Genomic DNA, 24,900 nt, shown 5'->3' with positions numbered 1-24,900 from the left:
GCGAGCAAGCGCGCTCCCACCGGCGCCTGGAAAATCAGGTGGACAGGTGTTGCGCCAGCAACGGCAGCAGCTGTTCGCACGACGCTTCGATCTTCAGGTCTAGCAGCTCATCGGCCCGCGTCTTGCCCAGATTGATCGCAATCAACGGTTTGCCCTGATCCACCACGGCCCGGCACAAGCGAAACGCCGAATACGCCATCAACGAAGACCCCACCACCAGTAATCCAGCGGCTTTCTCAACTGTCGCCATGGCCCTGGCGGCCGTTCCCTGTGCGACGTTCTCGCCAAAGAACACCACGTCCGGTTTCATCCGCTCACCCGCACAATGGGGGCAACGCGGCACCTGGAAGCGCGCTTCGAAAGCAGGGTCGAGCAGGGTGTCGCCATCCGGCGCCTGCACTGCATCCACACCTGCCAGGTAAGGATTGTGCTGTTCCATCTGGTGCTGGATCGAGTCGCGCTCGCTGCGCTCCCCGCAATCCAGGCACAGTACCCGCTGCAAGCTGCCATGCAGTTCGATAACGTCATGGCTGCCGGCGTGATCGTGCAGGGAGTCGACATTCTGAGTGATCAGCGCGCTGATTCGCTGGCTGCTTTGCAAACCGGCCAACGCCTCGTGCGCCACGTTTGGCTGGGCCAGGCGCACGCGCGGCCAGCCCAGCATCGCCCGCGCCCAGTAGCGGCGGCGGGACTCGGCAGCCGAGAGGAACTCCTGGTACATCATCGGCTGCCGACCACGGCGCACGCCCTGGTTGTCCCGGTAATCGGGGATGCCTGAGGGCGTGCTGATACCGGCTCCGGTCAGCACCACGAAGGGTTGTTCGGCCATCAGGTGTCGGAGCTGATCGAGTTGTTCGCGGATTCGGCCATCTAGCATGTTCAACACTCCAGGGATCTGCACAGTGTAGAAGCTGCCCCCCACCTGGTGTGTTATTTACGCGCCTCCAGTATCAGGTTGAACGGCGTCTGCGTGGCTCGGCAGAATGTCGTGAAGCCCGCCTCCGTGAACACCTTGCGCAACCGAGCCTCGCCGGCCTGGGCGCCGAGCCCCAGGCCGACTTCCTGGGACAGCGAATTGGGGGTGCAAATGAAAGTGGATGCGGCATAGAACAGGCGGCCCACCGGGGTCACGTTGTCGTCCAGGTCATCGTTGGCGAAAGGCTCCACCAGCAGCACCGTGCCGTCGGGTTTCAGCGATTGGTACGCGTGCCGCGCCGCGCCGACCGGGTCGCCCATGTCATGCAGGCAGTCGAAGTAGCAGACCAGGTCATAATCATCGCCCGGATAACTCTTGGCGGTGCCCTGGAAGAACCGCGCACGCCCGGCCACGCCACCTTCCTCGGCGCGCTGGGTGGCGACGCTGACGGAGGGGGCGTGGTAATCGAACCCGACGAAGCGCGAATCCGGGAACGCCTGGGCCATGATCACCGTGGACGCACCATGGCCGCAGCCGATGTCCGCGACCTTGGCCCCGGCCTCCAGCTTGGCGACCACGCCCTCCAGCGCCGGCAGCCATTCGCTGATCAGATGCGCCTTGTAGCCTGGGCGGAAGAACCGTTCAGTGCCGCTGAACATGCACGGATGGTGATCGCCCCAGGCCAGGGCGCCATCGCCGCGCATGGCCTTGACCAGTTTGTCCTTGTCGTGGAAAAACGACGCGACCACGCCGATTCCGCCGGCCACGTACACCGCAGAATCTTCGACCGCCAGCGCCTGGGCCTGCTCTTGTGGCAGGCGGAACTGGCCGTCGTGGTGTTCCATGTAACCCGACGCAGCGTGTGCGCTGAGCCATTCGCGCAGCAGGCGCGGGTTGCAGCCGGTCTTGTCGGCGAGGGCTTCGGGGGTAAGGGGCTGACTGTCAGCCATCGCGCGGTACAGCCCCAGTTCTTCGCCGAGGATGACATTGGCGAGCATCGCCGCGCCCCCCATGTCATTGATCAGCTTGCCCATGAAATCGTTGAGTCTGGCCTCGTCCATCACGTGTGCTCCTTTGGCAGGATCACGGTCCAGGGGCGCAGGGTTTCGACGCGGTCGCCACTGGGCGGTGGTCGTGGGAATGAACAGGACGCCAGGGGGTGTCCTGTGTGCATTAAGTTTAGTTCGCAGGGCCTGAGGCACGTTTCCAAGCGACGAAAGTGCTAACTGGAGCAAGCCGCCTCCCACAGGCGGACTCGGGTGTTGCGTGTATGGGAGTGTATCCAGCCCGCCTGGCGATACAGTTGCCCACACTCCCGGCCCCCACCGAACACAGGCCCGATACATACCGACGCTTAACTGGACATCCGTTTCCAGCACCCCGGAATCAACCGCATGCACAGTCCCAAGCCCCCAGCAAAAAACCGCGTCGGCCTCGGCCTGCGTCGAGGCCTGATGAAGGACTTGCAGGCCGCCCCCGCAGGGGATTTCGACTTTCTCGAGCTCGCCCCGGAAAACTGGATCGGCGTGGGGGGCGCGCAGGGTGCGGCGTTGCGCGCCCTGGCGGAAAAGTTTGCGCTGTCGTGCCATGGCTTATCGTTGTCCCTGGGTGGGCCGGCACCGCTGGACGTCGCATTTGTGCGCGAAGTCCGGGTTTTTCTCGAGCTCTACAATGTGCCCCTGTACAGCGAACACCTCAGCTACTGCAGTGATGACGGCCACCTCTACGACCTGCTGCCCTTGCCGTTCACCGAAGAGGCGGTGCACCACGTGGCCGCGCGGATTCGCCAGGCCCAGGACATCCTGGGGCGGCGCCTGGCGGTGGAAAACGTGTCCTATTACGCGGCGCCGCGCCAGGACATGGACGAAGTCACGTTCACCAATGCGGTGCTGCGTGAAGCTGACTGCGACCTGCTGCTGGACGTCAACAATGTGTACGTCAACTCGATCAATCATGGTTTTGATCCGCAGGCGTTCCTGCTCGGCATCGACCCGGGGCGGGTGGTGGGCATGCACGTGGCCGGACATTTCGACGAGTCGGACACCTTGAAGATCGACACCCACGGGGCTTCGGTGAAGCCTGCGGTCTGGTCGTTGCTGGCGCAGGCCTACGCGCGGTTCGGTGCGCAACCGACGCTGCTGGAACGGGACTTCAATTTCCCGGTGTTCGCCGAGCTGGTCGCCGAACTGCACATCATCCGCCGCCTGCAGGCCGCAGGAGTGAATCGTGGATAAGCCCGGCCTGTTTCAGGAGCAGATCACCTTTGGCCGCTACCTGCGCGACCCCGACCATTGCGCGCCGCCAGGCCACATGGACGCGGCAAGGGCCCAGGTTTACCGCGACCTGATCTTTGCCAATCTGTCGCAATTGCTCAACGCCACTTTCCCTGTGTTGATCAGGATCCTCGGTGAGGCGCGCTGGCGCCTGCTGGTGCGCAGTTTTCTGCGTGACCATCGCGCGCGCACGCCGAAATTCGGCGAGATCGCCGAGGAGTTCGTGGGCTTTGTGGCGACTGTCCCCCAAGGCGACTGGCCCGGGTTCATGGGCGAGCTGGCACATTACGAATGGGTCGAGATGGCGTTGCAACAGTCCGACGCCGCCCCCCTGCCTGTCAGCACTGGCGCAAGCTTACTGGATTGCCCGCTACGCGTTTCGCCCCTCGCCTGGCCATTGGCGTATGCCTGGCCGGTCCAGCAGGTCGGGCCGGATTTCCAGCCGTCGATGCCGCCGGCCCAGCCTACGTTGCTGCTGGTGCGTCGCGGCGAAGACTGGAGCGTGAAGTTTTCCCAACTGAGCCCATTGGCCTGGCGCCTGTTGCAGCGCATAAACGAGCTTCCCGCACTTAATGGCCAGGCCCAGTTGCAAGCCCTTGCACAGGAGGCCGGTGCTGAAGACGTGCCCGCTTTCGTGGCAAGCGGCCTGGCCTTGTTGCAGCAGTTGCACGGGGAGGGCGTGGTGGGAGGGGTGGCCCGGTGAGTGTGAGTCCCGGGCCGAGCACTTACCGGGAGCGGGTCGCATCGCCCGGCCAGCCGGCCTGACCCAAGGCTTGGAGCAGCGTGTGTGCGTCCAGTCCCGGCACCGCATGGCCGTTGCCTTCGGCGGAGTCGGAGGCCAACAAGGCGTTGATGATCGCTTCCTCGACGGCTTCGGTGGCAGCCAGAAACAACTCGCTGATGTGATCGTTGTTGACCATGCGCAACTGGTCGCACGTCGGTGCGCCCTTGCCCTCATAAGCGGCTGGCGGCATCTGGTTGCCGGTAGCGAAGGCGATGAAGATGTCGCCACTGTGGTCCTCGTTGCCGCCACCGGTACGGGCCAGGCCGAGGCTGGCGCGTTGGGCCAGGCGCGTGCACTGGTGCGGCAGCAGCGGCGCATCGGTGGCCAGGCACACCACGATCGAGCCCATGCCCGGATACGGCAGCGATGCCTTGAGGAAGGGGGAGTCGGCCTGTTCCATGTAGCGTCCCACCGGATAACCGTCGACCCGCAGTTCATTGCGAATGCCGTGGTTGGCCTGGACGATGGCGCCGACGGTCCAGCCGCCCTGCGCGGCGCTGAGTCGGCGCGAGGAGGTGCCGATGCCGCCTTTGAATTCATGACAGATCATGCCGCTGCCGCCACCCACCGCACCTTCGGTCACCGGGCCGCCGGTCGCGGCTTCCAGGGCCTGGGCGACGTGCTCGGGCTTTACATGGAAGCCGTTGATGTCGCTGAGCAGGCCGTCGAAGGTTTCCAGCACCACCGGCATGTTCCAGTAGAGTCGGCCGTCGTCCGGTTGCTGCTGGCGATCCAGCGCAATCAGCGCATCGCGCACCACGCCCAGGCTGTGGGTGTTGGTGAACGCAATCGGGCTGGTCAACAGGCCGGCTTCGCGAATCCACTCCAGGCCCGTGGCATCGCCGTTGCCATTGAGTACATGGACCCCGGCAAAGCATGGCTGCTGGTTGGTGGAACCCTGCCGCGGTTCGATCAGGGTAACGCCGGTGAGGATGTCGCGACCGCTGGCAGTGCGTCCTCGCACATTGCTGTGACCGACCCGTACGCCGGGCACATCGGTGATGGCATTGAGGGGGCCGGGTTGCAGTTGGCCAAACTGGATGTTCAAGTCGCGGGCACGTGGTTTCATCTGTAGTCTCATCGTCAGGTTGTTGCCAAGTGCGTGCAGAGTACTGGCAGGCAGATTGCTCACCCATTCCCATCATGGGTTACTCGAAAGGGGTAGTGCGTGGACGCGTTGTTGAGAGAGTTACCGGTGCACCAGGGCCTGGCGCGGGTATTTGCCGAGGTGGGGCATGACGGTTTCTGGCGTGCGCTGGTCGATACCCTGCGTTTGCTGGTGCCGCTGGACAACGCACTGGTGGCGGTGATGCGGGCGGGCAGGGTGCCCAGGCTGCTGATCGACTTCGACTCCAAAGGCAGCGCCACCGAGCACGACGAACTGGCCGACTACAGCGCCGGCATGTACCTGCTGGACCCCTTTTACCAGGTGGCCTGCGCCGGTATCGCCGACGGTTTGCACAGCCTCGAATCAGTGGCGGCTGACCAGTTTCAGCAGAGTGAGTATTACCTCAGCTACTTCCAGCCGGTAGTTGGCGGGGACGAGTTGCAGTTCATGCTCAACATGGACGGCGCGGTACTGGGCCTGTCCCTCGGTCGTTCGACGCGCTTCACGCTCGAAGAGCAGGGCCGGCTATTGTGCGTGCGTGATTGGGTGCTGGCGGCGATCCGCCGTCACGTGCAATTGCTACCCACGCTAGCACCCACCGGCGAAGCCGCAGCCGGTGACCTGGCTTCTCTGCTGGACCGCTTCGACGCGCGCCTGACGGTGCGCGAAATTGAAACGGCGCGCCTGATCCTGCAAGGGTTTTCCAGCAAGGCGATCGCCCAGCAGATGGGCATCTCCCCGGAGACCGTGAAGGTTCACCGGCGCAATCTTTATCAAAAGCTCAACGTCAACGGGCATGGCGAGTTGTTCGCGCTGGTGCTGCAGCCGCGTTGAGCTGAAACCGGGTCGTTCTGATCGCGAGCAGGCTCGCTCCCACAGGGGATCTTCGCCGGGCGGGGAATACGTGCACGACGCGGGGTCCATGGTGGGAGTGAGCCTGCTCGCGATGCGGGTGCTGCGGTCCTATAGCCGGAACACCAGGGCCTTCAGCCCACACTCGATATCAGCGTCTGGAAACTCCGGCGGGTTTTCCAGCCGCCGCTCGAACCGCAGGCTCGGCGCTTCCCGGGTGACGCCTTCGATGAGGAAATCTGCACCGAATGCCGGGTCGTTCATGCAGGCCAGTACCGTGCCCTCGGCGCCCAGCAGCTCCGGGAGCCGACGCAGGACTCGCTGGTAATCCTTGGTCAGCAGGAAGCTGCCTTTCTGGAAGGACGGCGGGTCGATGATCACCAGGTCATAGGGCCCCTTGCCGATCACCTTGCCCCAGGACTTGAACAGGTCGTGCCCCAGGAACGTCACCTTGCCCAGGTCGTGCCCGTTGAGCCGGTGATTGTCGCGACCGCGGCTCAGGGCCGCGCTGGACATGTCCAGGTTGACCACATGCTCGGCGCCGCCTTCGATTGCTGTCACGGAAAAGCCGCAAGTGTAGGCAAACAGATTGAGTACGCGCTTGCCCTGCGCATTGGCCCGCACCCAGTCGCGCCCGTAGCGCATATCGAGGAACAGGCCGTTGTTCTGCTTGCGGCCCAGGTCCACCCGATAGCGCAGGCCACCCTCGGTGATGGTCATGTCATCGATGGCGTCCCCCACCAGCCATTCGGTGGTGCTTTGCGGCAGGTAGCGGTGCTGCAACGCGAGCGTATGTGCGCCGCAGGCCACCCACGCAGGCGAAGCGGCGAGCCGCAACAGGTCTGCCTTCAGCGCCTCCAATTGCGCCGCCTGCGGTTCCTTGAACAGCGACACCAGCACCACCCCTTGCAACCAGTCGACGGTCACTTGCTCCAGGCCCGGCCAGCAACGCCCACGGCCATGGAACAGCCGGCGGGTTTCGGCGGGGGCGTCTGCCAGGGCGGTCAGCAGATGGGCGTGGAGGAGGGCGAGCGCTTCTGGATTCATCGGCCTGGTTCGGTCATTTGAGGGGGCGGCATTTAACCACAACTTGGGCCAGCGCCTGCTTTCCGGGCGTCGGGAGTTATCACGTTTAATTTAAGTTTTCGTGAGGATTTGGCGATCTGACGGCCCACATACTCGGCTCCATCGAACACCAGCCGCCGGGAGAGCCATCATGTTGCAGCAACCCACGGTCAGCACACATCCGCGCTGGCTACGGCTGACTCACTGGCTCAATGCCTTGGCGGTGCTGGTGATGGTCGCCAGCGGCTGGCGCATCTACAACGCCTCGCCGCTCTACGATTTCAGTTTTCCTCCGTCGATCACCCTGGGCGGCTGGCTCGGCGGGGCGCTGCAATGGCATTTCGCGGCGATGTGGTTGCTGGTCATCAATGGCGTCATTTATCTACTGGTCAACCTCATCAGCGGGCGCCTGTCGCGACGGTTTTTCCCCCTGTCGCCCAAGGGCATCCGGCACGACGTGCTGGCCGCGCTGCGAGGCAAGTTGGGGCATGCGGACCTGCGTCAGTACAACCAGGTGCAGCGCCTTGCCTACCTGTTTGTGATGCTCGACATCGCGCTGCTGGTGGTTTCCGGGCTGGTGCTGTGGAAGTCCGTGCAGTTTCCGTTGTTGCGCGAGCTGCTGGGCGGCTACGAAGCGGCGCGGCACGTGCACTTTATTGCCATGGCGCTGTTGCTGGGGTTTGTCGCGGTGCACCTGGTGATGGTCGCGCTCGTCCCCAAAACCCTGGTTGCCATGCTATTTGGTCACAAGGAACCCTTATGAAAAAGCGCATTCAAGGACCCGGGCTGGATGAGGCGTCCATTCTCGCCGACGCTCGCAAAATCATCGCCCCGCAAATCGAAGACCCCTCGCGTCGCTCGTTTCTGTTGCGTGGCCTGACCCTCGGCGGGGTGGCGATGTTGTCCGGTTGCAACCTGACCGACAACGACAGCGTCGAGACCGCGTTGTCTTCGATGTCGCGCTTCAACGATCGGGTGCAGGGCTGGTTGTTCAACCCCAATGCACTGGCGCCTACCTATCCGGCGTCGATGATCACCCGGCCATTTCCGTTTAATGCCTTCTACGGCATCGACGAAGCACCGACCGTTGATGCCGACAGTTTCCGACTGGAAGTCACCGGCCTGGTCGCCGACAAACGCAGCTGGCGCCTGGAGGAACTGCGCGCCATGGCCCAGGCCGACCAGATCACCCGGCACATTTGCGTCGAAGGCTGGAGCGCGATCGGTCGCTGGGGCGGTGTGCCTTTCAGCGATTTCCTCAGGCGCATCGGCGCCGATACGCACGCCAGATACGTGGGCTTCAAATGCGCGGACGATTACTACACCAGCATCGACATGGCCACCGCGCTGCACCCGCAAACCCTGCTGGCGCTGACCTACGACGGCGCGGTGCTGCCGCGGGAGTACGGCTTCCCAATGAAGCTGCGCATGCCCACCAAGCTGGGCTACAAAAATCCCAAGCATATCCAGGCGATTTTCGTCAGTAACACCTACACCGGCGGCTACTGGGAAGACCAGGGTTACAACTGGTTCGGTGGCAGCTGACCGACATCCGCCAGGTTCATCCGCGCAGCCCGTGTTGCGCACATTCGCACCTCAGCTCCAGGAGATTCATCATGAAAAAACTGACCAGCATTGCCCTGTCCCTGTGCCTCGCAGCAGGGGCCGCCAGCGTGTTCGCCGCCGATACCATGAGTCAGGAAGGCATGAGCAAGGACTCGATGTCCAGGGACGCGATGAAAAAAGACTCGATGAACAAAGACAGCATGAGCAAGGACGCCGTGAAGCAGGACAGCATGTCCAAGGACGGGATGAAAAAGGACAGCATGTCCAAAGACGGGATGAAAAAGGACGCAATGTCCAAAGACGCCATGAAAAAGGACGACATGGCCAAGTGATCTTCGCTTCGCGAACGGCTGGACGCCTGATTTCGTCGACTGCCTGTATCAAAAATGAATTTCCGCCGAGTCCGCTGCTCATACCTGTAAGCAGCGGATTTGAGCCCGCGAAATTTTTGAGCAATCAGGGAGTGGCACCGTCATGAGTCCAGTCACAACGGCAAACGATCACCTTCCCGACGGGTTGATTCTTGTGGTCGAGGATGATCCGTTGATCCTGGAGTTTCTCTGCGAAATTCTTCAGGACGAAGGTTTTACCGTTGAACCCCAGATCAGTGCGGACGCTGCAGCGGTCTATCTGGAGCAGCACTGCGACAAGGTCAGTTTGTTGCTGACCGATATCACCATGCCCGGCAAACTCAACGGTGCCGACCTGGCGAATCAGTTCGGCGATCGCTGGCCGGACAAGCCGATCATGATCATGTCAGGGTTCGAAACGCCGGAGACTTCCGGGGTCCGGCACGACGTTTCTTTCATCAAGAAACCCTGGGCGCTCGGGCAATTGCTCGATTGCGTTGAAGGGGCACTGAAGAAAGCCCCGGTGCAACGTTGATCCTGTACATTGGGTGAAACCCCGCCCGTTACCTGGATAGGAAGTCTGCTTTTGCCTGCTGACGACGCTGTTTTCAATCGCGCTTACCGCGCCTTTCTCTTCGACATGGATGGCACCGTTCTCAACTCCATTGCTGCCGCCGAGCGAATCTGGACCACCTGGGCCCTGCGCCACGGCATCGATGTCGCATCATTCCTGCCCACCATCCATGGCGCCCGCGCCATCGACACGGTTAACCGTCAAGGTTTGCCGGGCATTGATGCACAGGCAGAAGCAGCCTGGGTCACCCAGGCCGAGATCGAGGATGTAGAGGGCATTGTCGAGGTGTCGGGGGCCGCGCGATTCTTGCGGTCGCTACCGCCCAGGCAGTGGGCGATCGTGACATCGGCGCCCAAGGCATTGGCTTTGCGGCGGATGGCAGCGGCCGGTGTGCCTGCGCCGGACGTGATCATCACCGCCGAGGATGTCAGCGCGGGCAAGCCTGATCCTGCCGGTTACAAACTGGCGGCTGAGCGGTTGGGCGTAGAGATTGGCGAGTGCCTGATTTTTGAAGATGCCAGTGTGGGCATCCAGGCGGCTGAGGCGTCCGGCGCTGATTTGCTGGTGATCACCTCGACGCATCCGCACCCGATGGATACGCCCCACGCAACACTGGAAAGCTATGAGCGGGTGGGTGTTGCGGTGGATGTAGGCGGGCAATTGACCTTGCAAAAGCGCTAAGACAACTCCGCCCGTATGGGCTGCCGCAGGCTGCGTTAACAACTGCGTCCGTAGGAGCTGCGGCAGGCTGCGTTAACAACTGCGTCCGTAGGAGCTGCGGCAGGCTGCGATCTTTTGATCTTCAGCAATTACGAAAAATCAAAAGATCGCAGCCTTTGGCAGCTCCTACGGGGAGCCGCAGGACGTGTCGGGCTGGCTTACTGCCCCGACGCAGCACCATCGTTGATCAGGATGGCCCGGGCCAGGTCTTCATCGGTGGCGTTCAGGCCGGGATTGTCCTGGCGAATCTGATGCATCACCGACTCCAGATACACCCCGCGAATGGCGCCGCCGCTGGCAACGAAGCTTGAGGCATCATCCTTGGCTGGAATCATCAATTTGTGATCCTTGAACGTGGAATACAGCGACGCTGAAACCCCGGCCGAAGTGGCGACATCGCCGGCATCGACTTTGGCCATGGCAGAACCGAACGGCAAGCAAAGTACCAGTGAAGAGATCAGAACAAGACGGCGCATGACGGTGTCCTCCGACAGCTTGAAGCATAAGGGAATTACCACATACCTTAAGATGCATGTCGGGGCTCACTAGTTCCTTGAGCGGCAGATAATCATTTCAGACAACAAAACCTACCCGGCATTTCAAGGCCCCCGCGCACGTATGCAGGCCCTGGCAGGCATGCCGTGGGATACCGCAACGCAGATAGATTGCGCGCAGCTGTCTGTTTCCCCAAAGCGTTACCTGTACCGGTGATCAGCGCCCAGGCTGGCGGGGCTCGGCGGGTCTAAACTTGGCAGTGCGCCCATCGCAATGGGAGAACTGCAATGATCAATACAGCTACTGCCTGCATGCTGGCCGATTACAAGCGCTGGGCGGACCTGCGCCTGTTCGACAGCCTCGCCGCGCTGCCACCCGGTGAAGTCGATAGGCAACGGGTCTCGGTGTTCAACAATATGATTGGCACCTTGAACCACATCTACGTGGTGGACTGTATCTGGCAAGCCCACCTGGAGGGCCGCGGACACGGTTTCAAGACGTCACACGATCTGCTCCACGCTGACCTGCCGGACCTGCGCCAGGCCCAGAAGGACATTGATCACTGGTACTGCGACTGGAGCGCCAGGCAAACCGATGCCTCGCTGCTCAAACCGGTCGAGTTCGCATTCGTTTCCGGCGAAAACGGCACCATGAGCGCCGGCGCGATGCTGATGCACGTGATCAACCATGCCAGCTATCACCGTGGCTGGGTGGTGCAGATGTACTTCGAGATCCCGGCCATGCCACCGGTAACGGATCTGCCGGTGTTCCTGCGCGAACATGCTCCGCAGTTGAAGACGCAGAAAGCACCGGCGGCGGCGCCGACATGTGTCGGGCTATTCGCGAGCGCCACCAACGTTCTGCCGGATCGTTATCGTTGACGCCGCTTCACCCCCTCGACAGCGGGGACAGCACAATGTCGAAGGGTGGAGCGTCGGCACGCAACTGGCTGCTGCTTTCGATCAAACTTTACTCGGTCAGCACCTTCCTGAACGTCTCCACCAACGGCCGCAAGTTGATCCGGTGCCAGGCCGCCCACAACGGCGTGGTAAACGCTATCCACGGGACCTCCCGTAACACCACCCCTGGTGGTGCATTTCGACTCAAGCCTTTCTGAATCATCGCAATCCCCAGCCCTGAGGCGACCAGCCCCAGGGCGGTGAAGGGTTCGGTGGCTTCCATGCGGATGTCCGGGGTGAAGCCGGCGCGGATACAGGCACTGACGAAGCCTTCGCGACTGGCGCAGTTCTGCCGGTGTTGCACGCCGATCCACTCCTGGGTGGCCAGGTCCGCCGGGGTCAGCATGCTTTGCCGTGCCAGCGGATGGTGCTCGGGCAGGGCCAGGAGCATCGGGTCGTCGAGGACCTGAAAGCCGAGGAGGTCGGGGTCGTCGTCGGTCGGTGGTTCGCTGACAAGGGCGATATCCAGACTACGCTGACGCAGGCCTTCGAGTTGTTCGGCGCAGCTCAGGTTGTACAGCGCGACGTGCACGCCTGGCCGGTCTGCCCGCAGCACGCGCAAGGCATTGGGCAGCACCCCGGCGTGCATGGCGTTTTCGATGTAGCCGATGCACAGGCCGCCTTCCTCACCGCGACCCAGGCGTTTGCCAAGGGATTCCAGGCGGTTGGCATGGGTCAGCAGGGCGCGGGTTTCGGCAAGGAAGGTCTGGCCGTCGCGGGTCAGGCGGATGCGTTGCTGGCTGCGCTCGAACAGGGTCAGCCCCAGGCGTTCTTCGAGCTGGGCGATCTGCCGGCTCAAGGGCGACTGGGAAATGTGCAGGCGCTCGGCGGCGCGGCCGACATGCTCTTCTTCGGCGACAGCGACGAAGTAACGCAGTTGGCGGATGTCGATCATGCCAGACCCTCAGGGACTCAAGTGCTGCATATTATGTCTTGGACGGTCCGATCATCACAATCCAGAATCTGCTCAACGGTCGATTGACCGATCTCTGAATACGACGAGGTTTGCATCATGAGCTTGAAAGACAAACTGCCCGGCGCCCTGGGTTTTGGCACCGCGCCGCTGGGCAACATGTTCCGTGCCATTCCCGAGGAAGAGGCGCTGGCCACCGTGCACGGAGCCTGGGATGCCGGCGTGCGATATTTCGACACCGCGCCATTTTATGGCTCGGGCCTGGCGGAAATGCGCTTGGGTGCGGCGCTGGCTGGGTACAAGCGCGACGACTATGTGTTGAGTAGCAAAGTCGGGCGGGTAATTCTCGATGAGGTCGAGGATGCCGCGGCCCGGGACCTGGGCGAGAAGAGCGGAGTGTTCGAACACGGCCGGCCTAACAAAATCGTCAATGACTACAGCGCCGACGCGACGCTGCGCTCAATTGAAGACAGCCTCGAACGCCTGCAAACCGATCGCCTGGATATCGTGTGGGTGCATGATATTGCCCAGGATTTCTACGGGGACCAATGGCTCGAGTACTTCAATCAGGCCCGCACCGGTGCCTTCAAGGTGCTGACACGCCTGCGTGAAGAAGGGGTCATCAAAGGCTGGGGGCTGGGGGTGAACAAGGTCGAGCCCTGTGAGCTGACTCTGGACCTGACCGAAGCGCAGCCGGATGGTTTTCTGCTGGCCGGGCGCTATACCTTGCTTGATCACGACCGGGCCCTGCAGCGCTTGATGGCGTCAGCGCTGGCGCAGAATGTCGAGATCGTGGTCGGTGGCCCTTACAGTTCCGGGATCCTGGCGGGCGGTGCACATTTTGAGTACCAGAAGGCCAGCCCGCAGATCGTCAGCAAGGTCGAACAGATCAAGCGCATTGCCGCGGCCCATGGTGTCGACGTCAAGGCTGCTGCGTTGCAGTTCAGCCTGGCTAACCCGGCAGTGGCGGCGGTCATTCCAGGTTCCAGTCGGCCGGGGCGGATTGCCGAGGATGTCGCGGCGCTGTCGGCGGTTATTCCTGCGGCGTTCTGGCAGGCAATGCGTGAAGCGAAACTGGTGTCCGAGCGGGCGCCGTTGCCAACGATGGGAGCTTGAAGATGAAAATTGATCTGAGCGAAAAACTGGCCATTGTCAGTGGCAGTACGGCCGGTATTGGCCTGGGCATCAGCAAGGCGCTGGCCGAATCCGGTGCAACGGTGGTGGTGATCGGCCGGGATACGGCCAAGGTCGAGCAGGCCCTTGAGAGCATTCGCCAGCGCGTGCCGGGCGCGCAGGTGCGGGGCCTGACGGCGGACCTTGGGACCGCAGAAGGCGCAGCGCAGCTGTTCGCTGCCGAGCCGCGGGCGGACATCCTGGTGAATAACCTGGGGATCTTCAACGAGGTGGACTTCTTCGACGCGCCGGACAGTGAATGGACGCGCTTTTATGAAGTCAACGTGATTTCCGGCGTGCGCCTGTCCCGGCATTATGTGCCGGACATGGTCAAGCAAGGCTGGGGCCGGGTGATTTTCCTGTCCTCGGAATCCGGGGTGGCGACGCCGGCCGACATGATCAATTACGGCGTGACCAAGAGTGCTAACCTCGCGGTGTCCCATGGCCTGGCCAAGCGGCTGGCGGGCACCGGTGTGACGGTCAACGCGATCTTGCCCGGCCCGACGTTCACCGACGGCCTGGAGCAGATGCTCAAGGATGCCACCGCCGAATCCGGCCGCAGCGCCCGGGAGGAAGCTGACGCCTTTGTGGGCAAGGCGCGCCCGACTTCGATTATCCAGCGCGTGGCAGATGTCGAGGAGGTTGCCAATCTTGTGGCCTACATCGCTTCGCCATTGTCTTCGGCCACCACCGGCGCTGCTTTGCGTGTCGATGGCGGTGTTGTCGACAGCATGGCAATCTGATTTTTTTGATTGATGGATTGAGAGAGAACCTACATGGCAACTGCATCAGCGTTCATTGATATTCCGGCTTCGGCCGACGATGTCTGGCAATTGATTGGTGGCTTCAATTCGCTGCCGGACTGGCTGCCGTTCATTCCAAAAAGCGAGCTGAGCGAAGGCGGACGCGTGCGCAGCCTGCAGACCTCGGACGGCGCGGTAGTGGTTGAGCGGCTTGAGTCCTTTGATAACGCCGGGAAGACTTACAGTTACTCGATTTTGCAGGCGCCGTTTCCGGCCACTGATTATCTGGCGACGATCCGCGTTGAGGCTCAGGGCGAGGGTGCGCGCGTGACGTGGTCGGGGCAGTTTGTACCGGTGGGCGTGACCGAGGAGGAAGTGGTGGCGTTGTTCAGCGGGATTTACCAGGGTGGCGTGCAAGCTTTGCGGGCCAATTATCCGGGGTAACCCCGATCGACATGGGGCCAGTGTGGGAGCGGGCTTGCCCGCGATGGCGGTGGGTCAGGCAACGCACATTTTGAATGTGCCAGCCTCATCGCGATCCATCGCCCCATGAACCTCAGGTCTGGGCAATGGGCGGTTGCCGGCACTCAAGCACCAGCCGAGCGCCGCCCAGTTCGCTTTCACCGAGGTCCAGGGTGAACCCATGCAGGCTGACGATCGCTGCGACTATCGACAGGCCCAAGCCAAATCCGCTTTGCTGATTCCCGCCCTCGGCGCGGTAGAACCGCTGGAACACGGCTTCTCTTTCTGCCAGCGCAATGCCAGGCCCGGAGTCGAGCACTTCGATTCGCGTATGCCCACCCGCATCGATCCCGCGCAAAATCACCTCGCCACCCGGTGGCGTGAACTTGATCGAGTTGCTCAGCAGGTTAGCCAAGGCCTCGAACAACAAAGCCCGATCGCCATTGAGCGGCGGCAACGTAGCGGGCAGCTGCAGCCTGAACGTCAGTTCGCCTTCCTCCGCCAGTGGCAAGTAGAAATCATGCAGCTCCTGCAGCATGGGCAACGGGTCAAGCTGCACGAAACCGGAGCGCCGCTGCCGGTCTTCCAGTTCGGAGATCCGCAACAGGCCACGAAAGCGTGCCATCAGGGTATCCGCCTCACCCAACACTGAATCAAGCTGCGCGGCCAGGGGCGAGCCGTCGTCCGCCTGCTGCTGAATCCGGTACAGCTGCGCCCGCAGGCGCGTCAGTGGGGTGCGCAGGTCGTGGGCGATGTTGTCGCAGACGCCCTTGACCTCATTCATCAGGCGCTCGATGCGTTCAAGCATGGCGTTGACGATGGCGGCCAGCATGTCCAGTTCGTCACGGCGATTGGACAGCGGCAGGCGGCGGGTCAGGTCGCCGGCGACGATCGCCTCCGCGCTGGCCTGGATTGCGCGAATCCGCCGCAGGGGGCGGCGGCGCAACAGGTGCCAGCCAGCGATGCCCGGAAGTATGGTCAGGGTCACTCCCCAGAACAGCGCGTGCAAAATGATCCGCGTCACCGCGAACAGCGAGCCGTTGTCGCGCACCAGGATCAGCCAGCGACCGTCCTGCGTCTGGGTGGCGACCGCGTCACAGCTGTCGGCAGGCAGGCTCGGGTCATCGGAATCGGCGCAGTCGCTCAGCATGTGGATTTTGCCGTCCAGCAGCAGACCTTTGGGGATGTGGTCCAGCGCGCCGCTGAGGTAGCGGTGCTGATCGTCAAACAGGCCATAAGCGTCGATGCCGCGAATGTCGAACGTCATGCTGACGGCCAGGGCGTCAAGCAGTTGCTGGCCCTGGAAATGCGAGAACAGGTGCTGGCGTTGCAACAGCGAGTGCTTGGCCAGGTTGTCGAGGTAGGCGGACACCTCGTAGTACATCACGCCCATCAGAATCCCGCTCCAGATCACGAACAGCGAACTGTAGAGCGCCAGCAACCGGCTGCTGGAGGAGCGCCAGCCGTTAGAGGGGTTCGGCAATGACATAACCTGAGCCTCGCACAGTCCGAATCAGTGGGACATTGCCAGGCGGGTCGATCTTTTTGCGCAGGCGACCGATATGCACGTCGATGAGATTGGTGCCGGGATCGAAGTGATAACCCCATACCTCCTCGAAAATCATCATGCGCGAGAGAATCTGCCCGGTATTGCGCATCAGGAATTCGAGCAGTTTGTATTCGGTGGGCAGCAGTGTCAGCAGTTGGCCGTCGCGACTGGCTTCGTGGGTGATCAGGTTCAGCTCAAGGTCGGCGACCCGCAACGTAGTGATCTGGGCGGTGACGGTGTTCTGCCGGCGCAACAGGACTTCCACCCGGGCTGCCATTTCATCGGTGGCGAAGGGCTTGGTCAGGTAATCGTCACCGCCTGCGCGCAGCCCGCGAACCCGCTCATCGACGTCGGAGAGGGCGCTGATCATCAGGATGGGCGTGGCCACACCCATGGTGCGCAAGGTGGTGACGATCGCCAGGCCATCCAGCTCGGGCAGCATGCGGTCGAGGGTGATCAGGTCATAGTCGCCACTGACTGCCCGCTCGAGGCCTTCTCGGCCGTTATCCACCCAGTCCACGTCAAGGCCATGGCTGCTGAGTTCGGCAACGATTTCCCGGGCGGTCACGGCGTCGTCTTCGATGGTCAAGATTCGGGTCATTGGCGGGCCTGATTGGGGTTCACAACGGTGGATCCATTTTGCCAAGAAAACAGCTCGTTCTTTCTAAATAAAAATTCATCCGCAAATGCAATGCATAAAACCCGCTGATATCGACGTTTTGTTGCAATTTGCATGATGTTGGCAAGTTCAATTTTTATAAGTCGTTGAAAAATATAGTTTTATTAAAAAATAGCGCTTGGCACGCGGACTGCAATTGTTCAGGCAGCTACTTGTAACAATATCTTTCCTGCCTGGAGCGACACAATAATGAATAGATCCTCGGATGGTTTCTATCCTGCCGCAGAAGAATCAAACGCGCGGTCGGGCGTTTCCTGGGGTGCGATTTTTGCCGGTGCCGCTGCGGCGGCGGCGTTGTCGCTGATCCTCGTATTGCTGGGCTTTGGCCTTGGCTTCTCGGCGGTTTCGCCATGGGCCAACGAAGGCGTAAGCGCCAAGGGGCTGGGCATTTCCACGATCGTCTGGCTGGCCTTCACACAAATCGTCGCATCGGGCCTCGGTGGCTACATTGCGGGCCGCCTGCGGGTCAAATGGGCCAACATGCACGGCGATGAAGTTTACTTCCGTGATACCGCCCACGGCTTCCTTTCGTGGTGCGTTGCAACGTTGGTGGCCGCGACCCTGGTGGTCGGTTCGGTAAGCAGCATCATCAGTGGTGGCGTGCAAGCCGGTGCCAGTGTGGTCGGGGGTGCAGCCAGCATGGCTACCCAGGCAGCAGGTTCGGCAGCGGGCAACACCGACAGTGACCAGTATGGTTACTTCATCGACAGCCTGTTCCGTGATGATCGTCCAGCCGCCGTCAGCGATGACGCCGCCCGTGGCACCGTCACCCGCATCTTCGTACGCAGCCTGAACGACGGCCAACTCGCCGCCGAAGACCGTACCTACCTTGCACAACTGGTTGCCCAGCGTACCAACCTGACCCAGGCCGATGCCGAGCGTCGTGTTGACGAAGTGTATGCCCGTACCCAGCAAGCCGTGGCCGACGCCAAACAGGCTGCCAAGGAAGCGGCTGACACCGCTGCCAAAGTGGCTGCCACTACCACCTTGTGGATGTTTGTTGCGCTGCTGATCGGTGCCTTCTTCGCCAGCCTCGCTGCCACCTTCGGCGGTCGTCGCCGTGATGCCGTGGTGTATGTCGAGTCCGACGCCTACGTCACTACTACCAACTCGATTCGTTAAACCAGGAGAAACCTCATGCGCTCATTACTGTTGTTCTTTCTCGGTGTGCCGATCCCGATCATTATCCTGATCGCCCTGTTTATGCACTGATAGTCCTGGAGCTTGTGCTCCTGCCGCTTCTGCCTCTGGTAGAAGCGGCGTTTTTGTTTAAGGGGGATTCATTCGATCGGCGTGTCCAGGAAGGCTTCCAGCTGCTCCGCATATGCTGTAAACGCGCTGATCTGTGGAAACTGCTCACTGTCCACCTGCTCCGGCACCACCAGCCGAGAGAAGCTCCAGGCTACAGCCACGCTGATCCCGGCCTGGTCGATCGAACCATCGGCCTTCAAAGGCGCAAACTCCAGCTCGCGCTCAAGCGCCGAATATGCCGCTGCCAGTTGTCCCTCCACCCGTTCCACCCAGGGTTCATATTGAATCTCGGCGGGCCGCAGGTTGCGTTCGTAATACAGCTGTACGGATTTTTCACAGGCGGCCAACGCCAGGCCAGTCAGGCGCAATGCGCGCAAGCGTTGATCGAGTTCGCCGGGCATCAGGGTCTTGTTCGACCCGGCCAACGCCTCCAGGTAGTCGATGATCAGCGTCGAGTCGATCAGCACATCGCCGTTGTCCAGCACCAGGGTTGGCGCCTTGACCACTGGATTGATCTGCTGGAACTGCTCGAAGTGACGAAACACCGAGACTGATTGATGTTCCAGAGGGATGCCCAGGCACTTGGCACTAATGGCCACGCGCCGCACATAGGGCGAATCGAGCATGCCGATCAGCTTCATGGATACTCTCCTTGGGGTCGGGCTTATGGGATGCTCAACCTTAGCTCAGGTTGGGCGCGGTGCAATAGATGTACAGGGAGCCGCCGTTTGTCCTCTATATACAGCCACCCGATTGAATTTCTTGCTATAAACGCACTCCGATAACCACTGCAACGACTGCCGTAGAGCATTTTCGGGGTCTTGTCGGACGAATTCACTGTCTTTTCAGTTGCTGAGGCCTCAAGTCGGCCTTAGACTGCCGCCCCTCGTAAATTGAGTGCCGGGTGGCGCTTGGAATAAATGGCGCCTTTGCGTTGGCCTTCCCAGGCCCAGCGGAACGCTCCCTAATTCGCCTTAATGCACGTTTTTTTATAGAGATATCAATGACAAAGGACAAGTTGCTGGCCATGCCGGCGGATGACTACATGAATGCCGAGCAACATGCTTTTTTCTCCGAGCTGTTGCAAAACATGAAAGTCGAAACCCATGAGCGCATCGAACAGAACCGCATCGCCATCGAGAGCCTGGACACCCCAGCCGATCCGGCCGACGCTGCTTCCGTCGAAGAAGAGCGCACCTGGCTGGTAAACGCGATCGATCGCGACCAGCGCATGCTGCCTCAGTTGGAACAAGCCCTTGAGCGCATCAAGGAAGACAGCTTCGGCTGGTGCGATGACAGCGGCGAGGCAATTGGCCTCAAGCGCCTGCTGATCAGCCCGACCACCAAGTACTGCATCGAAGCACAAGAGCGTCACGAACAGATCGACAAGCACCAGCGTCAGGCCTGATTTCGTTTCGTAGCGCTTACATCGCGGGCAAGCCCGCTCCCGCAAGGTTTGCGTTGAACCTGTGGGAGCGGGCTTGCCCGCGATGCTTTTTATCGTCTGCACAAAACCCGACACGCTTCTATTGATCTGCTGCAATAACCGCGACTAACGGACCATGGATAATGGCCAGGTAGTGGCGTTAAATGCGGGTACAACAATTAGAAGACACGTGGGGTGACGATGATGACGAGAGACGGATCTCTGGTTGGGCCAGTGCCGGCACCAGTACCGGCAACCCGCAACCAATGGCTCACGCCGACGTTGCAAAGTGTCGCGCTGCTGCTCCTGCTAGGGGGCATCACGCTGGGAGGCTGGTCGCTGGCTGTCGGCCTGCCGCTGGCGATGCTGATTATCTGGCTGCCGCGCCTGCGGCAGCGCAGAGCCCCTGAGGCGCCTGCCGACACATCCGACGGCATCGCCGGGTTGACCCGCGATCTGTCGTACGCCACCAGCCACAATGCGCTTTCAGCCGCCGGCGTCGCCTATTCGGTCAAGCAACTGGCCGACCGCCTGCAGTCGCAACTGGGGGCGGCTGCGCAAATCGTCAGCAATGCCGAAGTACTGATTGCCACCGAACAAGCCACATCACTGCTCAGCCAGCAAGCGCTGGGGGCCGCCAGCGAAGCTCATCACAGCAGCGCGGCCGGACGTTCGCAACTGGTCGAGTCGATCGCGCGCATGCATCAACTCAGTCAGCGCGCGAGCAACAGCCGGGAAATGATCGAAGCCTTGAGCCTGCGCAGCGACGACATCCAGCGAGTGACGCTGGTGATCCAGTCCATTGCCAGCCAGACCAACCTGCTGGCCCTGAATGCGGCCATCGAAGCGGCGCGGGCAGGTGAACATGGCCGGGGCTTTGCGGTCGTTGCCGATGAAGTGCGCGGCCTGGCTGCGCGCACGGCGACCGCAACGGGCGAGGTCGGCGAGATGGTCGCCGATATCCAGCAACGCACGGCGCAAGTGGTGGAGCAGATTCGTCAACTGTCCAGCGACCTGGACCAGGGCGTCGAACAGGTCGAGCAAACCGGACAGCACCTGGAGAACATCGCGCGGCTGGCAGCCGGGGTCGAACACCAGGTCGGCGAAATCGCCCAGGGCGCCGCGACCAACCGCGAGCAACTGGACAGCCTGTTCCACGCCATCGAGCAGATGCGCAGCGACCTGGGCGTCAGCGACCAGCAGACCCAACGACTGGCGCTGGCCGCCGTGCAAATGGAAGGGCAGGCCGAAACCATCAGCGAGCGGCTTGCCGAAGTCGGCCTGGATGATTACCACCAACGCATCTACGACCTCGCCCGCGAAGGCGCAAGCCAGATCACGGCGCGATTTGAAGCTGATATCGACCAGGGACGTGTCAGCCTCGATGACCTGTTCGATCGCAATTACCAGGCGATTCCCAACACTCATCCCGGCAAGTTCCAGACCCGCTTCGATCGTTACACCGACCAGGTGTTGCCGGCCATCCAGGAACCGCTGCTGGCCCGTCACGAGGGCCTGGTGTTCGCCATCGCCTGCACGCAGCAGGGCTACGTGCCCACCCATAACAAGGTGTTCAGCCAACCGTTGACTGGCGATGCGCAACTGGACGCGCTGCACAATCGTACCAAGCGCAAGTTTGCCGATCGCACGGGCATTCGTTGTGGCAGCCATCAGCAACCCGTGCTGCTGCAAACCTACACCCGCGACACCGGTGAATTGATGCACGATCTTTCGGTGCCAATTCTGCTCAAAGGGCGTCACTGGGGTGGTTTGCGCCTGGGCTATAAACCAGAGAATCCGCGCTGACCTGGCGGCCATTGTTACGGGTTCGGCAACTAAGCTGTGCAGCGGCGTTGCTGTTTCCTCGCCGGGAAACTCATTAACCTACCGACATAGTTAGGTGACTAATGAATTAGGCGAGGCAATATGCAAAGCAAAGTGGATGTTGCGGTGATGATTGGCAGCGCTGTGCCCTCGAACCTGCGGGCGATGGGGCAGAGTGTCTGCTGGGTGGTGCTGCTGAACGGGGAGCGTCGCGGTACGGCGTTCGCCAGTCGCAATGAAGCGCAGGAGTGCAAAGCTGCCTGGCTTGCGCAATTGAGCGCAACACAACAAGGCAGCCTGCACTGAGTCCGCTGCTTAGTGCACCTGGTGCATGCGCAGGTTGAGGTCGTCGACCACCCGCGCCCAGTCAGCATCTTCGCGCAATTGTTCTTTCAGGAAGCCCGCCTGCTGCGGCGTCCAGAATTCGGCGTCGATCAGCTTCTTGTCGTCGGGGAGGGGAGAGTGACTGGCGATGAAGTCGTCGATCGCCTTCTCGCTGGAATCCAGGCCCAGTTGGTCAAACAGGCCTTTCAAATCATGTGTAGGTGCATCCATGTTGATCTCCTTGAGTGCCGCGTCGAGTGCAAGTGCTGAAGTACGGCTCATTGCATCTGAGGCGGCCGCGCTCCAGGAGTTCGATAGCGATGTTCTAAAGCAGGGCAAGCATAGACGGCAAACTGAAGGTCAGGCTTTTAACGCGCCCTCATCGACAGCCAGCTTGAGTGCCTTGGCGGCATCCTGGGCGGCAATGGCGGCCACGTCGGCGGTCTTGAACCAGCGGTCCTTTTCGACCTGGTGGCAGGTGACGGTGGTCAGCGGCGGTTTGGCGCGCATGATGATGACTGCCTGGAACTCACCCTCGACTTCCCTGACTTCGCCCCGGATGAAAAATTCGCCGATATCAAATTCCGTCACGTCGCAGCCTTCCCATGAGAATATTCTGTTGTTTTGAACGTCGCCCGCCGTTGGGACGGATTTCATTGGTCGGGCAGTATGGCAGTAGTTGCCTGCCGGCGGCTGAGATAAGTCGCCGGCATGACGAAACGCCTTTCGAAGCCGCAGTCAGTGGCGGCACTCCAGGGCGTGGCCTGCAAATGATTGCACGGGGAGCCAGGCGGTTGGCTGAAGTGTGTTTAAGTGCACCTGTGAAGCCCTTTTCACGGGTCTGCCGACGTCTGTTCGTCGTTATGGGTAGTCTGGAAGAGCGTCGCTGCTCTAGAATCACCCGCAGTGCCGGGCATACGTGCCTATCCAAAGCGATTTTTGCCTGGCGATCTGTTGGAAAAATGCTTTTTTCAAAGCGATTTTTTCCCGGAGTTGATAGTCCGTTTTCTCTGGCGTAAAAAAGGCGCTGTACTCCAAGTCTTGAAAAGCGCCAGACAGGACGACGTGGGTGGTATTCCATTATTCTGTTGATCTGGGATTCACCCCGGTTTATGTGTTCATTTCGGCATTGCCGCTATTTTCTGCCGTGCGCCCGTTTCGCGCGCGGCACCATTTCAGATGTGGGGATGTTTCCTTGGCAGTAAGTAATCTCGATATGCATGCTTTGTTCGTGCTGGGTGATCTGCGGGCAAAGCTGGTTAAACAGTTTCAGTCACGTTTCGTTTACATCACCGAACAAAACGCCGAAGGCATTTACATTGCCGAAATCGATACCGAAGAGTCGTTGGTCGTTGATGATAAACCCGGGCTCAAGCTCAAGGTTGGCGATCACTTCAGCGCATCCGTACTGCCCAGTCGCGAAGGCGGCAAGCTGGATATCAAGTTTCGCGAAATTAAACTGACCGTTTACGGCCTTGGCGATTATGCGTTCGTGACTACCGCTGATGGCCACGGCATCGTGTTCAAGGAAGGCCATAGCGTGGTGATGGTGTTCGCCGCGCACCAGCAGTTGCAGGAAGGTTTGACCAAGACACTCAAGGCCGTCACGGCCAAAGCCGCGAAATGGCGCAAGGGTGAACTGGTGACCTTCAAGGCCAGCGAATAAGCGGTCGGCACTGCAGTACATTTGCGAAAACAGATTCACGCCCTTCGAAAGCAGGAACCTCTACTACAGTCAGTGGACTGAGTATTTTGAGGCTCGCGGTCTTCTGCCCGGCCATCCTGCTATTGCTGTGAACAGCACGAGGTGCAAAAGCATGAAAGGATTACGACGGTTCCTGGCCGCTGCCCTGGCCACTGGTGCTTTGTTCGCTTCATCCGGCCCGGTGGCCGCCGCCCAGGCGCCCATCCATTTTGCCGACCTGAATTGGGAAAGCGGCAGCCTGATCACCGATATCCTGCGGATCATCGTCGAGAAGGGTTACGGACTGCCCACCGATACCCTGCCGGGCACGACCATTACCCTGGAAACCGCGCTGGCCAACAACGATATCCAGGTGATCGGCGAAGAATGGGCCGGGCGCAGTCCGGTCTGGGTCAAGGCCGAGGCTGAAGGCAAGGTGGTGAGCCTGGGCGACACGGTCAAGGGTGCCACCGAAGGCTGGTGGGTGCCCGAGTATGTGATCAAGGGTGACCCGGCCAAGGGCATCAAGGCCGTGGCCCCGGACCTGCGCAGCGTCACCGATCTGCCCAGGTACAAGGACGTGTTCAGCGATCCGGAATCGCCTGGCAAGGGCCGCTTTCTCAACAGCCCGATCGGCTGGACGTCCGAGGTGGTCAACAAGCAGAAGCTCAAGGCCTACGGGCTGGACGACAGTTACGTGAACTTCCGCAGCGGGTCCGGGGCGGCGCTGGATGCCGAGATCAGTTCCTCGATTCGTCGAGGCAAACCGATCCTGTTCTATTACTGGTCGCCGACGCCGCTGCTCGGCCGCTTCAAGCTGATCCAGCTGGAAGAACCGCCGTTCAATGCCGAAGCCTGGAAGACCCTCACCGACGCCGACAATCCCAATCCGCAACCGACCCGCTCGCTGGCGTCGAAGCTGTCGATCGGCGTCTCCACCCCGTTCCAGAAGCAGTACCCGCAGATTGCCGAGTTTTTCAGCAAGGTCGATTTCCCGATCGAGCCGTTGAACAAGGCGTTGGCCCAGATGAGCGAAAAACACACCGCGCCACGCCAGGCGGCCGAAGCGTTCATGAAGGCGCATCCGGACGTTTGGCAGGCCTGGGTGCCCAAGGATGTCGCCGCCAAAGTCGCTGCCGAGTTGAAGTGAGTTTGGGCCTGCCCTTACATAATCGTTCGGGGAGGTTCATCCTGCGCGCACATTTCACGC

Annotated in this window: 29 protein-coding genes and 1 pseudogene; 18 read left to right on the top strand and 12 right to left on the bottom strand. The window is 61.2% G+C overall.

The features are described 5' to 3' along the window. Positions 1-34 precede the first annotated feature (34 nt). Together EQV97_RS13020 and EQV97_RS13015 are read right to left on the bottom strand one after the other, a co-directional pair. Complete coding sequence (locus EQV97_RS13020) at positions 35-877, bottom strand: NAD-dependent protein deacetylase (RefSeq protein ID WP_122839413.1); 843 nt, start codon at positions 875-877, stop codon at positions 35-37. Between the two features lie 53 nt (positions 878-930). Beyond that, a complete protein-coding gene (locus EQV97_RS13015) occupies positions 931-1,977 on the bottom strand; it encodes a class I SAM-dependent methyltransferase (RefSeq protein ID WP_240889034.1) in 1,047 nt (348 codons plus the stop codon). A gap of 333 nt (positions 1,978-2,310) precedes the next feature. Here EQV97_RS13015 and EQV97_RS13010 point away from each other — a divergent pair, with 333 nt between their 5' ends. Both EQV97_RS13010 and EQV97_RS13005 read left to right on the top strand, forming a co-directional pair. After that, the gene (locus EQV97_RS13010) at positions 2,311-3,150 is read left to right on the top strand and encodes a DUF692 domain-containing protein (protein ID WP_122839415.1); all 840 of its coding nucleotides are present in this window, start codon (positions 2,311-2,313) and stop codon (positions 3,148-3,150) included. After that, complete coding sequence (locus EQV97_RS13005) at positions 3,143-3,892, top strand: putative DNA-binding domain-containing protein (RefSeq protein WP_240889033.1); 750 nt, start codon at positions 3,143-3,145, stop codon at positions 3,890-3,892. Before EQV97_RS13010 ends, EQV97_RS13005 begins: the two co-directional genes overlap by 8 nt. Positions 3,893-3,914: 22 nt before the next feature. Here EQV97_RS13005 and EQV97_RS13000 read toward each other — a convergent pair whose 3' ends face one another. Beyond that, entirely contained in the window at positions 3,915-5,042 is a 1,128-nt protein-coding gene (locus tag EQV97_RS13000) for a P1 family peptidase (protein ID WP_122839417.1), read from the bottom strand. Positions 5,043-5,141: 99 nt separating this feature from the next. On the opposite strand from EQV97_RS13000, the gene EQV97_RS12995 reads away from it, so the two are divergent. Further along, on the top strand, positions 5,142-5,915 hold the full coding sequence (locus tag EQV97_RS12995; protein WP_240889032.1) for a helix-turn-helix transcriptional regulator: 774 nt from the start codon (positions 5,142-5,144) through the stop codon (positions 5,913-5,915). 129 nt (positions 5,916-6,044) lie between these two features. Here the strand turns inward: EQV97_RS12995 and EQV97_RS12990 are convergent, their stop codons facing one another. Beyond that, a complete protein-coding gene (locus EQV97_RS12990) occupies positions 6,045-6,980 on the bottom strand; it encodes a class I SAM-dependent methyltransferase (RefSeq protein WP_122839419.1) in 936 nt (311 codons plus the stop codon). Positions 6,981-7,149: 169 nt separating this feature from the next. On the opposite strand from EQV97_RS12990, the gene EQV97_RS12985 reads away from it, so the two are divergent. The 5 genes from EQV97_RS12985 (at position 7,150) to EQV97_RS12965 (ending at position 10,169) form a co-directional block, all read left to right on the top strand. After that, complete coding sequence (locus EQV97_RS12985) at positions 7,150-7,761, top strand: cytochrome b/b6 domain-containing protein (protein ID WP_122839420.1); 612 nt, start codon at positions 7,150-7,152, stop codon at positions 7,759-7,761. Then, complete coding sequence (locus EQV97_RS12980; RefSeq protein WP_122839421.1) at positions 7,758-8,543, top strand: molybdopterin-dependent oxidoreductase; 786 nt, start codon at positions 7,758-7,760, stop codon at positions 8,541-8,543. The genes EQV97_RS12985 and EQV97_RS12980 overlap by 4 nt, the downstream gene beginning before the upstream one ends. A gap of 71 nt (positions 8,544-8,614) precedes the next feature. Beyond that, positions 8,615-8,896, top strand: coding sequence for a pentapeptide MXKDX repeat protein (locus EQV97_RS12975; protein WP_201148552.1), 282 nt, complete (start codon positions 8,615-8,617; stop codon positions 8,894-8,896). A 142-nt stretch (positions 8,897-9,038) separates the two neighbouring features. Further along, positions 9,039-9,449 carry a response regulator gene (locus EQV97_RS12970; protein WP_122839423.1) on the top strand — a complete coding sequence of 137 codons (411 nt, stop codon included), beginning with the start codon at positions 9,039-9,041 and terminating at the stop codon, positions 9,447-9,449. 51 nt (positions 9,450-9,500) lie between these two features. Beyond that, a complete protein-coding gene (locus EQV97_RS12965) occupies positions 9,501-10,169 on the top strand; it encodes an HAD-IA family hydrolase (protein WP_201148554.1) in 669 nt (222 codons plus the stop codon). A gap of 197 nt (positions 10,170-10,366) precedes the next feature. Here EQV97_RS12965 and EQV97_RS12960 read toward each other — a convergent pair whose 3' ends face one another. Beyond that, positions 10,367-10,684 carry a DUF2388 domain-containing protein gene (locus EQV97_RS12960; protein ID WP_201148555.1) on the bottom strand — a complete coding sequence of 106 codons (318 nt, stop codon included), beginning with the start codon at positions 10,682-10,684 and terminating at the stop codon, positions 10,367-10,369. 306 nt (positions 10,685-10,990) lie between these two features. Between EQV97_RS12960 and EQV97_RS12955 the strand changes: the two genes are divergently transcribed. After that, a complete protein-coding gene (locus EQV97_RS12955; protein WP_240889031.1) occupies positions 10,991-11,584 on the top strand; it encodes a DinB family protein in 594 nt (197 codons plus the stop codon). Here the strand turns inward: EQV97_RS12955 and EQV97_RS12950 are convergent. Both EQV97_RS12950 and EQV97_RS12945 read right to left on the bottom strand, forming a co-directional pair. Next, positions 11,514-11,672: pseudogene (locus EQV97_RS12950) on the bottom strand (LysR family transcriptional regulator); the annotation flags it as partial. The gene EQV97_RS12955 and the pseudogene EQV97_RS12950 overlap by 71 nt on opposite strands. Continuing rightward, the gene (locus tag EQV97_RS12945; RefSeq protein ID WP_240889030.1) at positions 11,673-12,557 is read right to left on the bottom strand and encodes a LysR substrate-binding domain-containing protein; all 885 of its coding nucleotides are present in this window, start codon (positions 12,555-12,557) and stop codon (positions 11,673-11,675) included. It lies immediately after the preceding pseudogene. Between the two features lie 117 nt (positions 12,558-12,674). On the opposite strand from EQV97_RS12945, the gene EQV97_RS12940 reads away from it, so the two are divergent. From EQV97_RS12940 to EQV97_RS12930, 3 genes are read left to right on the top strand one after another with little or no spacing between them, the layout of a single operon-like run. After that, positions 12,675-13,691, top strand: coding sequence for an aldo/keto reductase (locus EQV97_RS12940; protein WP_225568544.1), 1,017 nt, complete (start codon positions 12,675-12,677; stop codon positions 13,689-13,691). 2 nt (positions 13,692-13,693) lie between these two features. Then, positions 13,694-14,491, top strand: a complete 798-nt coding sequence (locus EQV97_RS12935) for an SDR family oxidoreductase (protein WP_240889029.1) — start codon at positions 13,694-13,696, stop codon at positions 14,489-14,491. A gap of 33 nt (positions 14,492-14,524) precedes the next feature. Next, positions 14,525-14,935 (top strand): SRPBCC family protein, encoded by a 411-nt coding sequence (locus EQV97_RS12930; RefSeq protein WP_225568543.1) that lies wholly within the window; start codon positions 14,525-14,527, stop codon positions 14,933-14,935. A 112-nt stretch (positions 14,936-15,047) separates the two neighbouring features. On the opposite strand, the gene EQV97_RS12925 is transcribed toward EQV97_RS12930, so the two are convergent. Both EQV97_RS12925 and EQV97_RS12920 read right to left on the bottom strand, forming a co-directional pair. Further along, on the bottom strand, positions 15,048-16,442 hold the full coding sequence (locus tag EQV97_RS12925; RefSeq protein WP_122839430.1) for a HAMP domain-containing sensor histidine kinase: 1,395 nt from the start codon (positions 16,440-16,442) through the stop codon (positions 15,048-15,050). After that, positions 16,420-17,103, bottom strand: a complete 684-nt coding sequence (locus EQV97_RS12920) for a response regulator transcription factor (RefSeq protein ID WP_122839431.1) — start codon at positions 17,101-17,103, stop codon at positions 16,420-16,422. The genes EQV97_RS12925 and EQV97_RS12920 overlap by 23 nt, the downstream gene beginning before the upstream one ends. Positions 17,104-17,370: 267 nt before the next feature. Between EQV97_RS12920 and EQV97_RS12915 the strand changes: the two genes are divergently transcribed. After that, complete coding sequence (locus EQV97_RS12915; protein WP_240889028.1) at positions 17,371-18,303, top strand: hypothetical protein; 933 nt, start codon at positions 17,371-17,373, stop codon at positions 18,301-18,303. A 158-nt stretch (positions 18,304-18,461) separates the two neighbouring features. Here EQV97_RS12915 and EQV97_RS12910 read toward each other — a convergent pair whose 3' ends face one another. Continuing rightward, entirely contained in the window at positions 18,462-19,073 is a 612-nt protein-coding gene (locus EQV97_RS12910) for a glutathione S-transferase (RefSeq protein ID WP_122839432.1), read from the bottom strand. A 362-nt stretch (positions 19,074-19,435) separates the two neighbouring features. On the opposite strand from EQV97_RS12910, the gene EQV97_RS12905 reads away from it, so the two are divergent. The 3 genes from EQV97_RS12905 to EQV97_RS12895 all read left to right on the top strand — a co-directional run bounded on the left by EQV97_RS12905 (position 19,436) and on the right by EQV97_RS12895 (position 21,988). Further along, positions 19,436-19,840 (top strand): TraR/DksA family transcriptional regulator, encoded by a 405-nt coding sequence (locus tag EQV97_RS12905; RefSeq protein WP_007907888.1) that lies wholly within the window; start codon positions 19,436-19,438, stop codon positions 19,838-19,840. Between the two features lie 222 nt (positions 19,841-20,062). Continuing rightward, positions 20,063-21,664: a methyl-accepting chemotaxis protein gene (locus EQV97_RS12900; RefSeq protein ID WP_240889027.1), complete on the top strand. Its 1,602-nt coding sequence runs from the start codon at positions 20,063-20,065 to the stop codon at positions 21,662-21,664. A 120-nt stretch (positions 21,665-21,784) separates the two neighbouring features. Beyond that, positions 21,785-21,988 (top strand): hypothetical protein, encoded by a 204-nt coding sequence (locus tag EQV97_RS12895; RefSeq protein WP_122839433.1) that lies wholly within the window; start codon positions 21,785-21,787, stop codon positions 21,986-21,988. Positions 21,989-21,997: 9 nt separating this feature from the next. Here the strand turns inward: EQV97_RS12895 and EQV97_RS12890 are convergent, their stop codons facing one another. Both EQV97_RS12890 and EQV97_RS12885 read right to left on the bottom strand, forming a co-directional pair. After that, positions 21,998-22,237 carry a DUF2789 domain-containing protein gene (locus EQV97_RS12890; RefSeq protein WP_122839434.1) on the bottom strand — a complete coding sequence of 80 codons (240 nt, stop codon included), beginning with the start codon at positions 22,235-22,237 and terminating at the stop codon, positions 21,998-22,000. A 129-nt stretch (positions 22,238-22,366) separates the two neighbouring features. Beyond that, on the bottom strand, positions 22,367-22,597 hold the full coding sequence (locus tag EQV97_RS12885; RefSeq protein WP_045060403.1) for a hypothetical protein: 231 nt from the start codon (positions 22,595-22,597) through the stop codon (positions 22,367-22,369). A 604-nt stretch (positions 22,598-23,201) separates the two neighbouring features. On the opposite strand from EQV97_RS12885, the gene EQV97_RS12880 reads away from it, so the two are divergent. Both EQV97_RS12880 and EQV97_RS12875 read left to right on the top strand, forming a co-directional pair. Further along, a complete protein-coding gene (locus EQV97_RS12880; RefSeq protein ID WP_082069195.1) occupies positions 23,202-23,672 on the top strand; it encodes a hypothetical protein in 471 nt (156 codons plus the stop codon). 151 nt (positions 23,673-23,823) lie between these two features. Further along, positions 23,824-24,840: an ABC transporter substrate-binding protein gene (locus EQV97_RS12875; protein ID WP_045060405.1), complete on the top strand. Its 1,017-nt coding sequence runs from the start codon at positions 23,824-23,826 to the stop codon at positions 24,838-24,840. Positions 24,841-24,900 lie beyond the last annotated feature (60 nt).

Source organism: Pseudomonas sp. TMW22090 (assembly GCF_022496665.1).
GTDB lineage: Bacteria > Pseudomonadota > Gammaproteobacteria > Pseudomonadales > Pseudomonadaceae > Aquipseudomonas > Aquipseudomonas gregormendelii.
The sequence above is the reverse complement of the archived record's forward strand: the minus strand, read 5'-3'. Positions and strand labels throughout refer to the sequence as shown.

Bases quoted from the DNA above. Each gene is read 5' to 3' on its own strand.
- EQV97_RS12905 (WP_007907888.1), top strand. From the start codon at position 19,436: ATGACAAAGGACAAGTTGCTGGCCATGCCGGCGGATGACTACATGAAT.
- EQV97_RS12895 (WP_122839433.1), top strand. From the start codon at position 21,785: ATGCAAAGCAAAGTGGATGTTGCGGTGATGATTGGCAGCGCTGTGCCC.
- EQV97_RS12985 (WP_122839420.1), top strand. From the start codon at position 7,150: ATGTTGCAGCAACCCACGGTCAGCACACATCCGCGCTGGCTACGGCTG.
- EQV97_RS12960 (WP_201148555.1), bottom strand. From the start codon at position 10,684: ATGCGCCGTCTTGTTCTGATCTCTTCACTGGTACTTTGCTTGCCGTTC.
- EQV97_RS12970 (WP_122839423.1), top strand. From the start codon at position 9,039: ATGAGTCCAGTCACAACGGCAAACGATCACCTTCCCGACGGGTTGATT.
- EQV97_RS12975 (WP_201148552.1), top strand. From the start codon at position 8,615: ATGAAAAAACTGACCAGCATTGCCCTGTCCCTGTGCCTCGCAGCAGGG.
- EQV97_RS12940 (WP_225568544.1), top strand. From the start codon at position 12,675: ATGAGCTTGAAAGACAAACTGCCCGGCGCCCTGGGTTTTGGCACCGCG.
- EQV97_RS12935 (WP_240889029.1), top strand. From the start codon at position 13,694: ATGAAAATTGATCTGAGCGAAAAACTGGCCATTGTCAGTGGCAGTACG.
- EQV97_RS12920 (WP_122839431.1), bottom strand. From the start codon at position 17,103: ATGACCCGAATCTTGACCATCGAAGACGACGCCGTGACCGCCCGGGAA.
- EQV97_RS12930 (WP_225568543.1), top strand. From the start codon at position 14,525: ATGGCAACTGCATCAGCGTTCATTGATATTCCGGCTTCGGCCGACGAT.
- EQV97_RS12890 (WP_122839434.1), bottom strand. From the start codon at position 22,237: ATGGATGCACCTACACATGATTTGAAAGGCCTGTTTGACCAACTGGGC.
- EQV97_RS12945 (WP_240889030.1), bottom strand. From the start codon at position 12,557: ATGATCGACATCCGCCAACTGCGTTACTTCGTCGCTGTCGCCGAAGAA.
- EQV97_RS12980 (WP_122839421.1), top strand. From the start codon at position 7,758: ATGAAAAAGCGCATTCAAGGACCCGGGCTGGATGAGGCGTCCATTCTC.
- EQV97_RS12910 (WP_122839432.1), bottom strand. From the start codon at position 19,073: ATGAAGCTGATCGGCATGCTCGATTCGCCCTATGTGCGGCGCGTGGCC.
- EQV97_RS13020 (WP_122839413.1), bottom strand. From the start codon at position 877: ATGCTAGATGGCCGAATCCGCGAACAACTCGATCAGCTCCGACACCTG.
- EQV97_RS12875 (WP_045060405.1), top strand. From the start codon at position 23,824: ATGAAAGGATTACGACGGTTCCTGGCCGCTGCCCTGGCCACTGGTGCT.
- EQV97_RS12955 (WP_240889031.1), top strand. From the start codon at position 10,991: ATGATCAATACAGCTACTGCCTGCATGCTGGCCGATTACAAGCGCTGG.
- EQV97_RS13000 (WP_122839417.1), bottom strand. From the start codon at position 5,042: ATGAAACCACGTGCCCGCGACTTGAACATCCAGTTTGGCCAACTGCAA.
- EQV97_RS12925 (WP_122839430.1), bottom strand. From the start codon at position 16,442: ATGTCATTGCCGAACCCCTCTAACGGCTGGCGCTCCTCCAGCAGCCGG.
- EQV97_RS12915 (WP_240889028.1), top strand. From the start codon at position 17,371: ATGAATAGATCCTCGGATGGTTTCTATCCTGCCGCAGAAGAATCAAAC.
- EQV97_RS13015 (WP_240889034.1), bottom strand. From the start codon at position 1,977: ATGGACGAGGCCAGACTCAACGATTTCATGGGCAAGCTGATCAATGAC.
- EQV97_RS12990 (WP_122839419.1), bottom strand. From the start codon at position 6,980: ATGAATCCAGAAGCGCTCGCCCTCCTCCACGCCCATCTGCTGACCGCC.
- EQV97_RS13010 (WP_122839415.1), top strand. From the start codon at position 2,311: ATGCACAGTCCCAAGCCCCCAGCAAAAAACCGCGTCGGCCTCGGCCTG.
- EQV97_RS12900 (WP_240889027.1), top strand. From the start codon at position 20,063: ATGACGAGAGACGGATCTCTGGTTGGGCCAGTGCCGGCACCAGTACCG.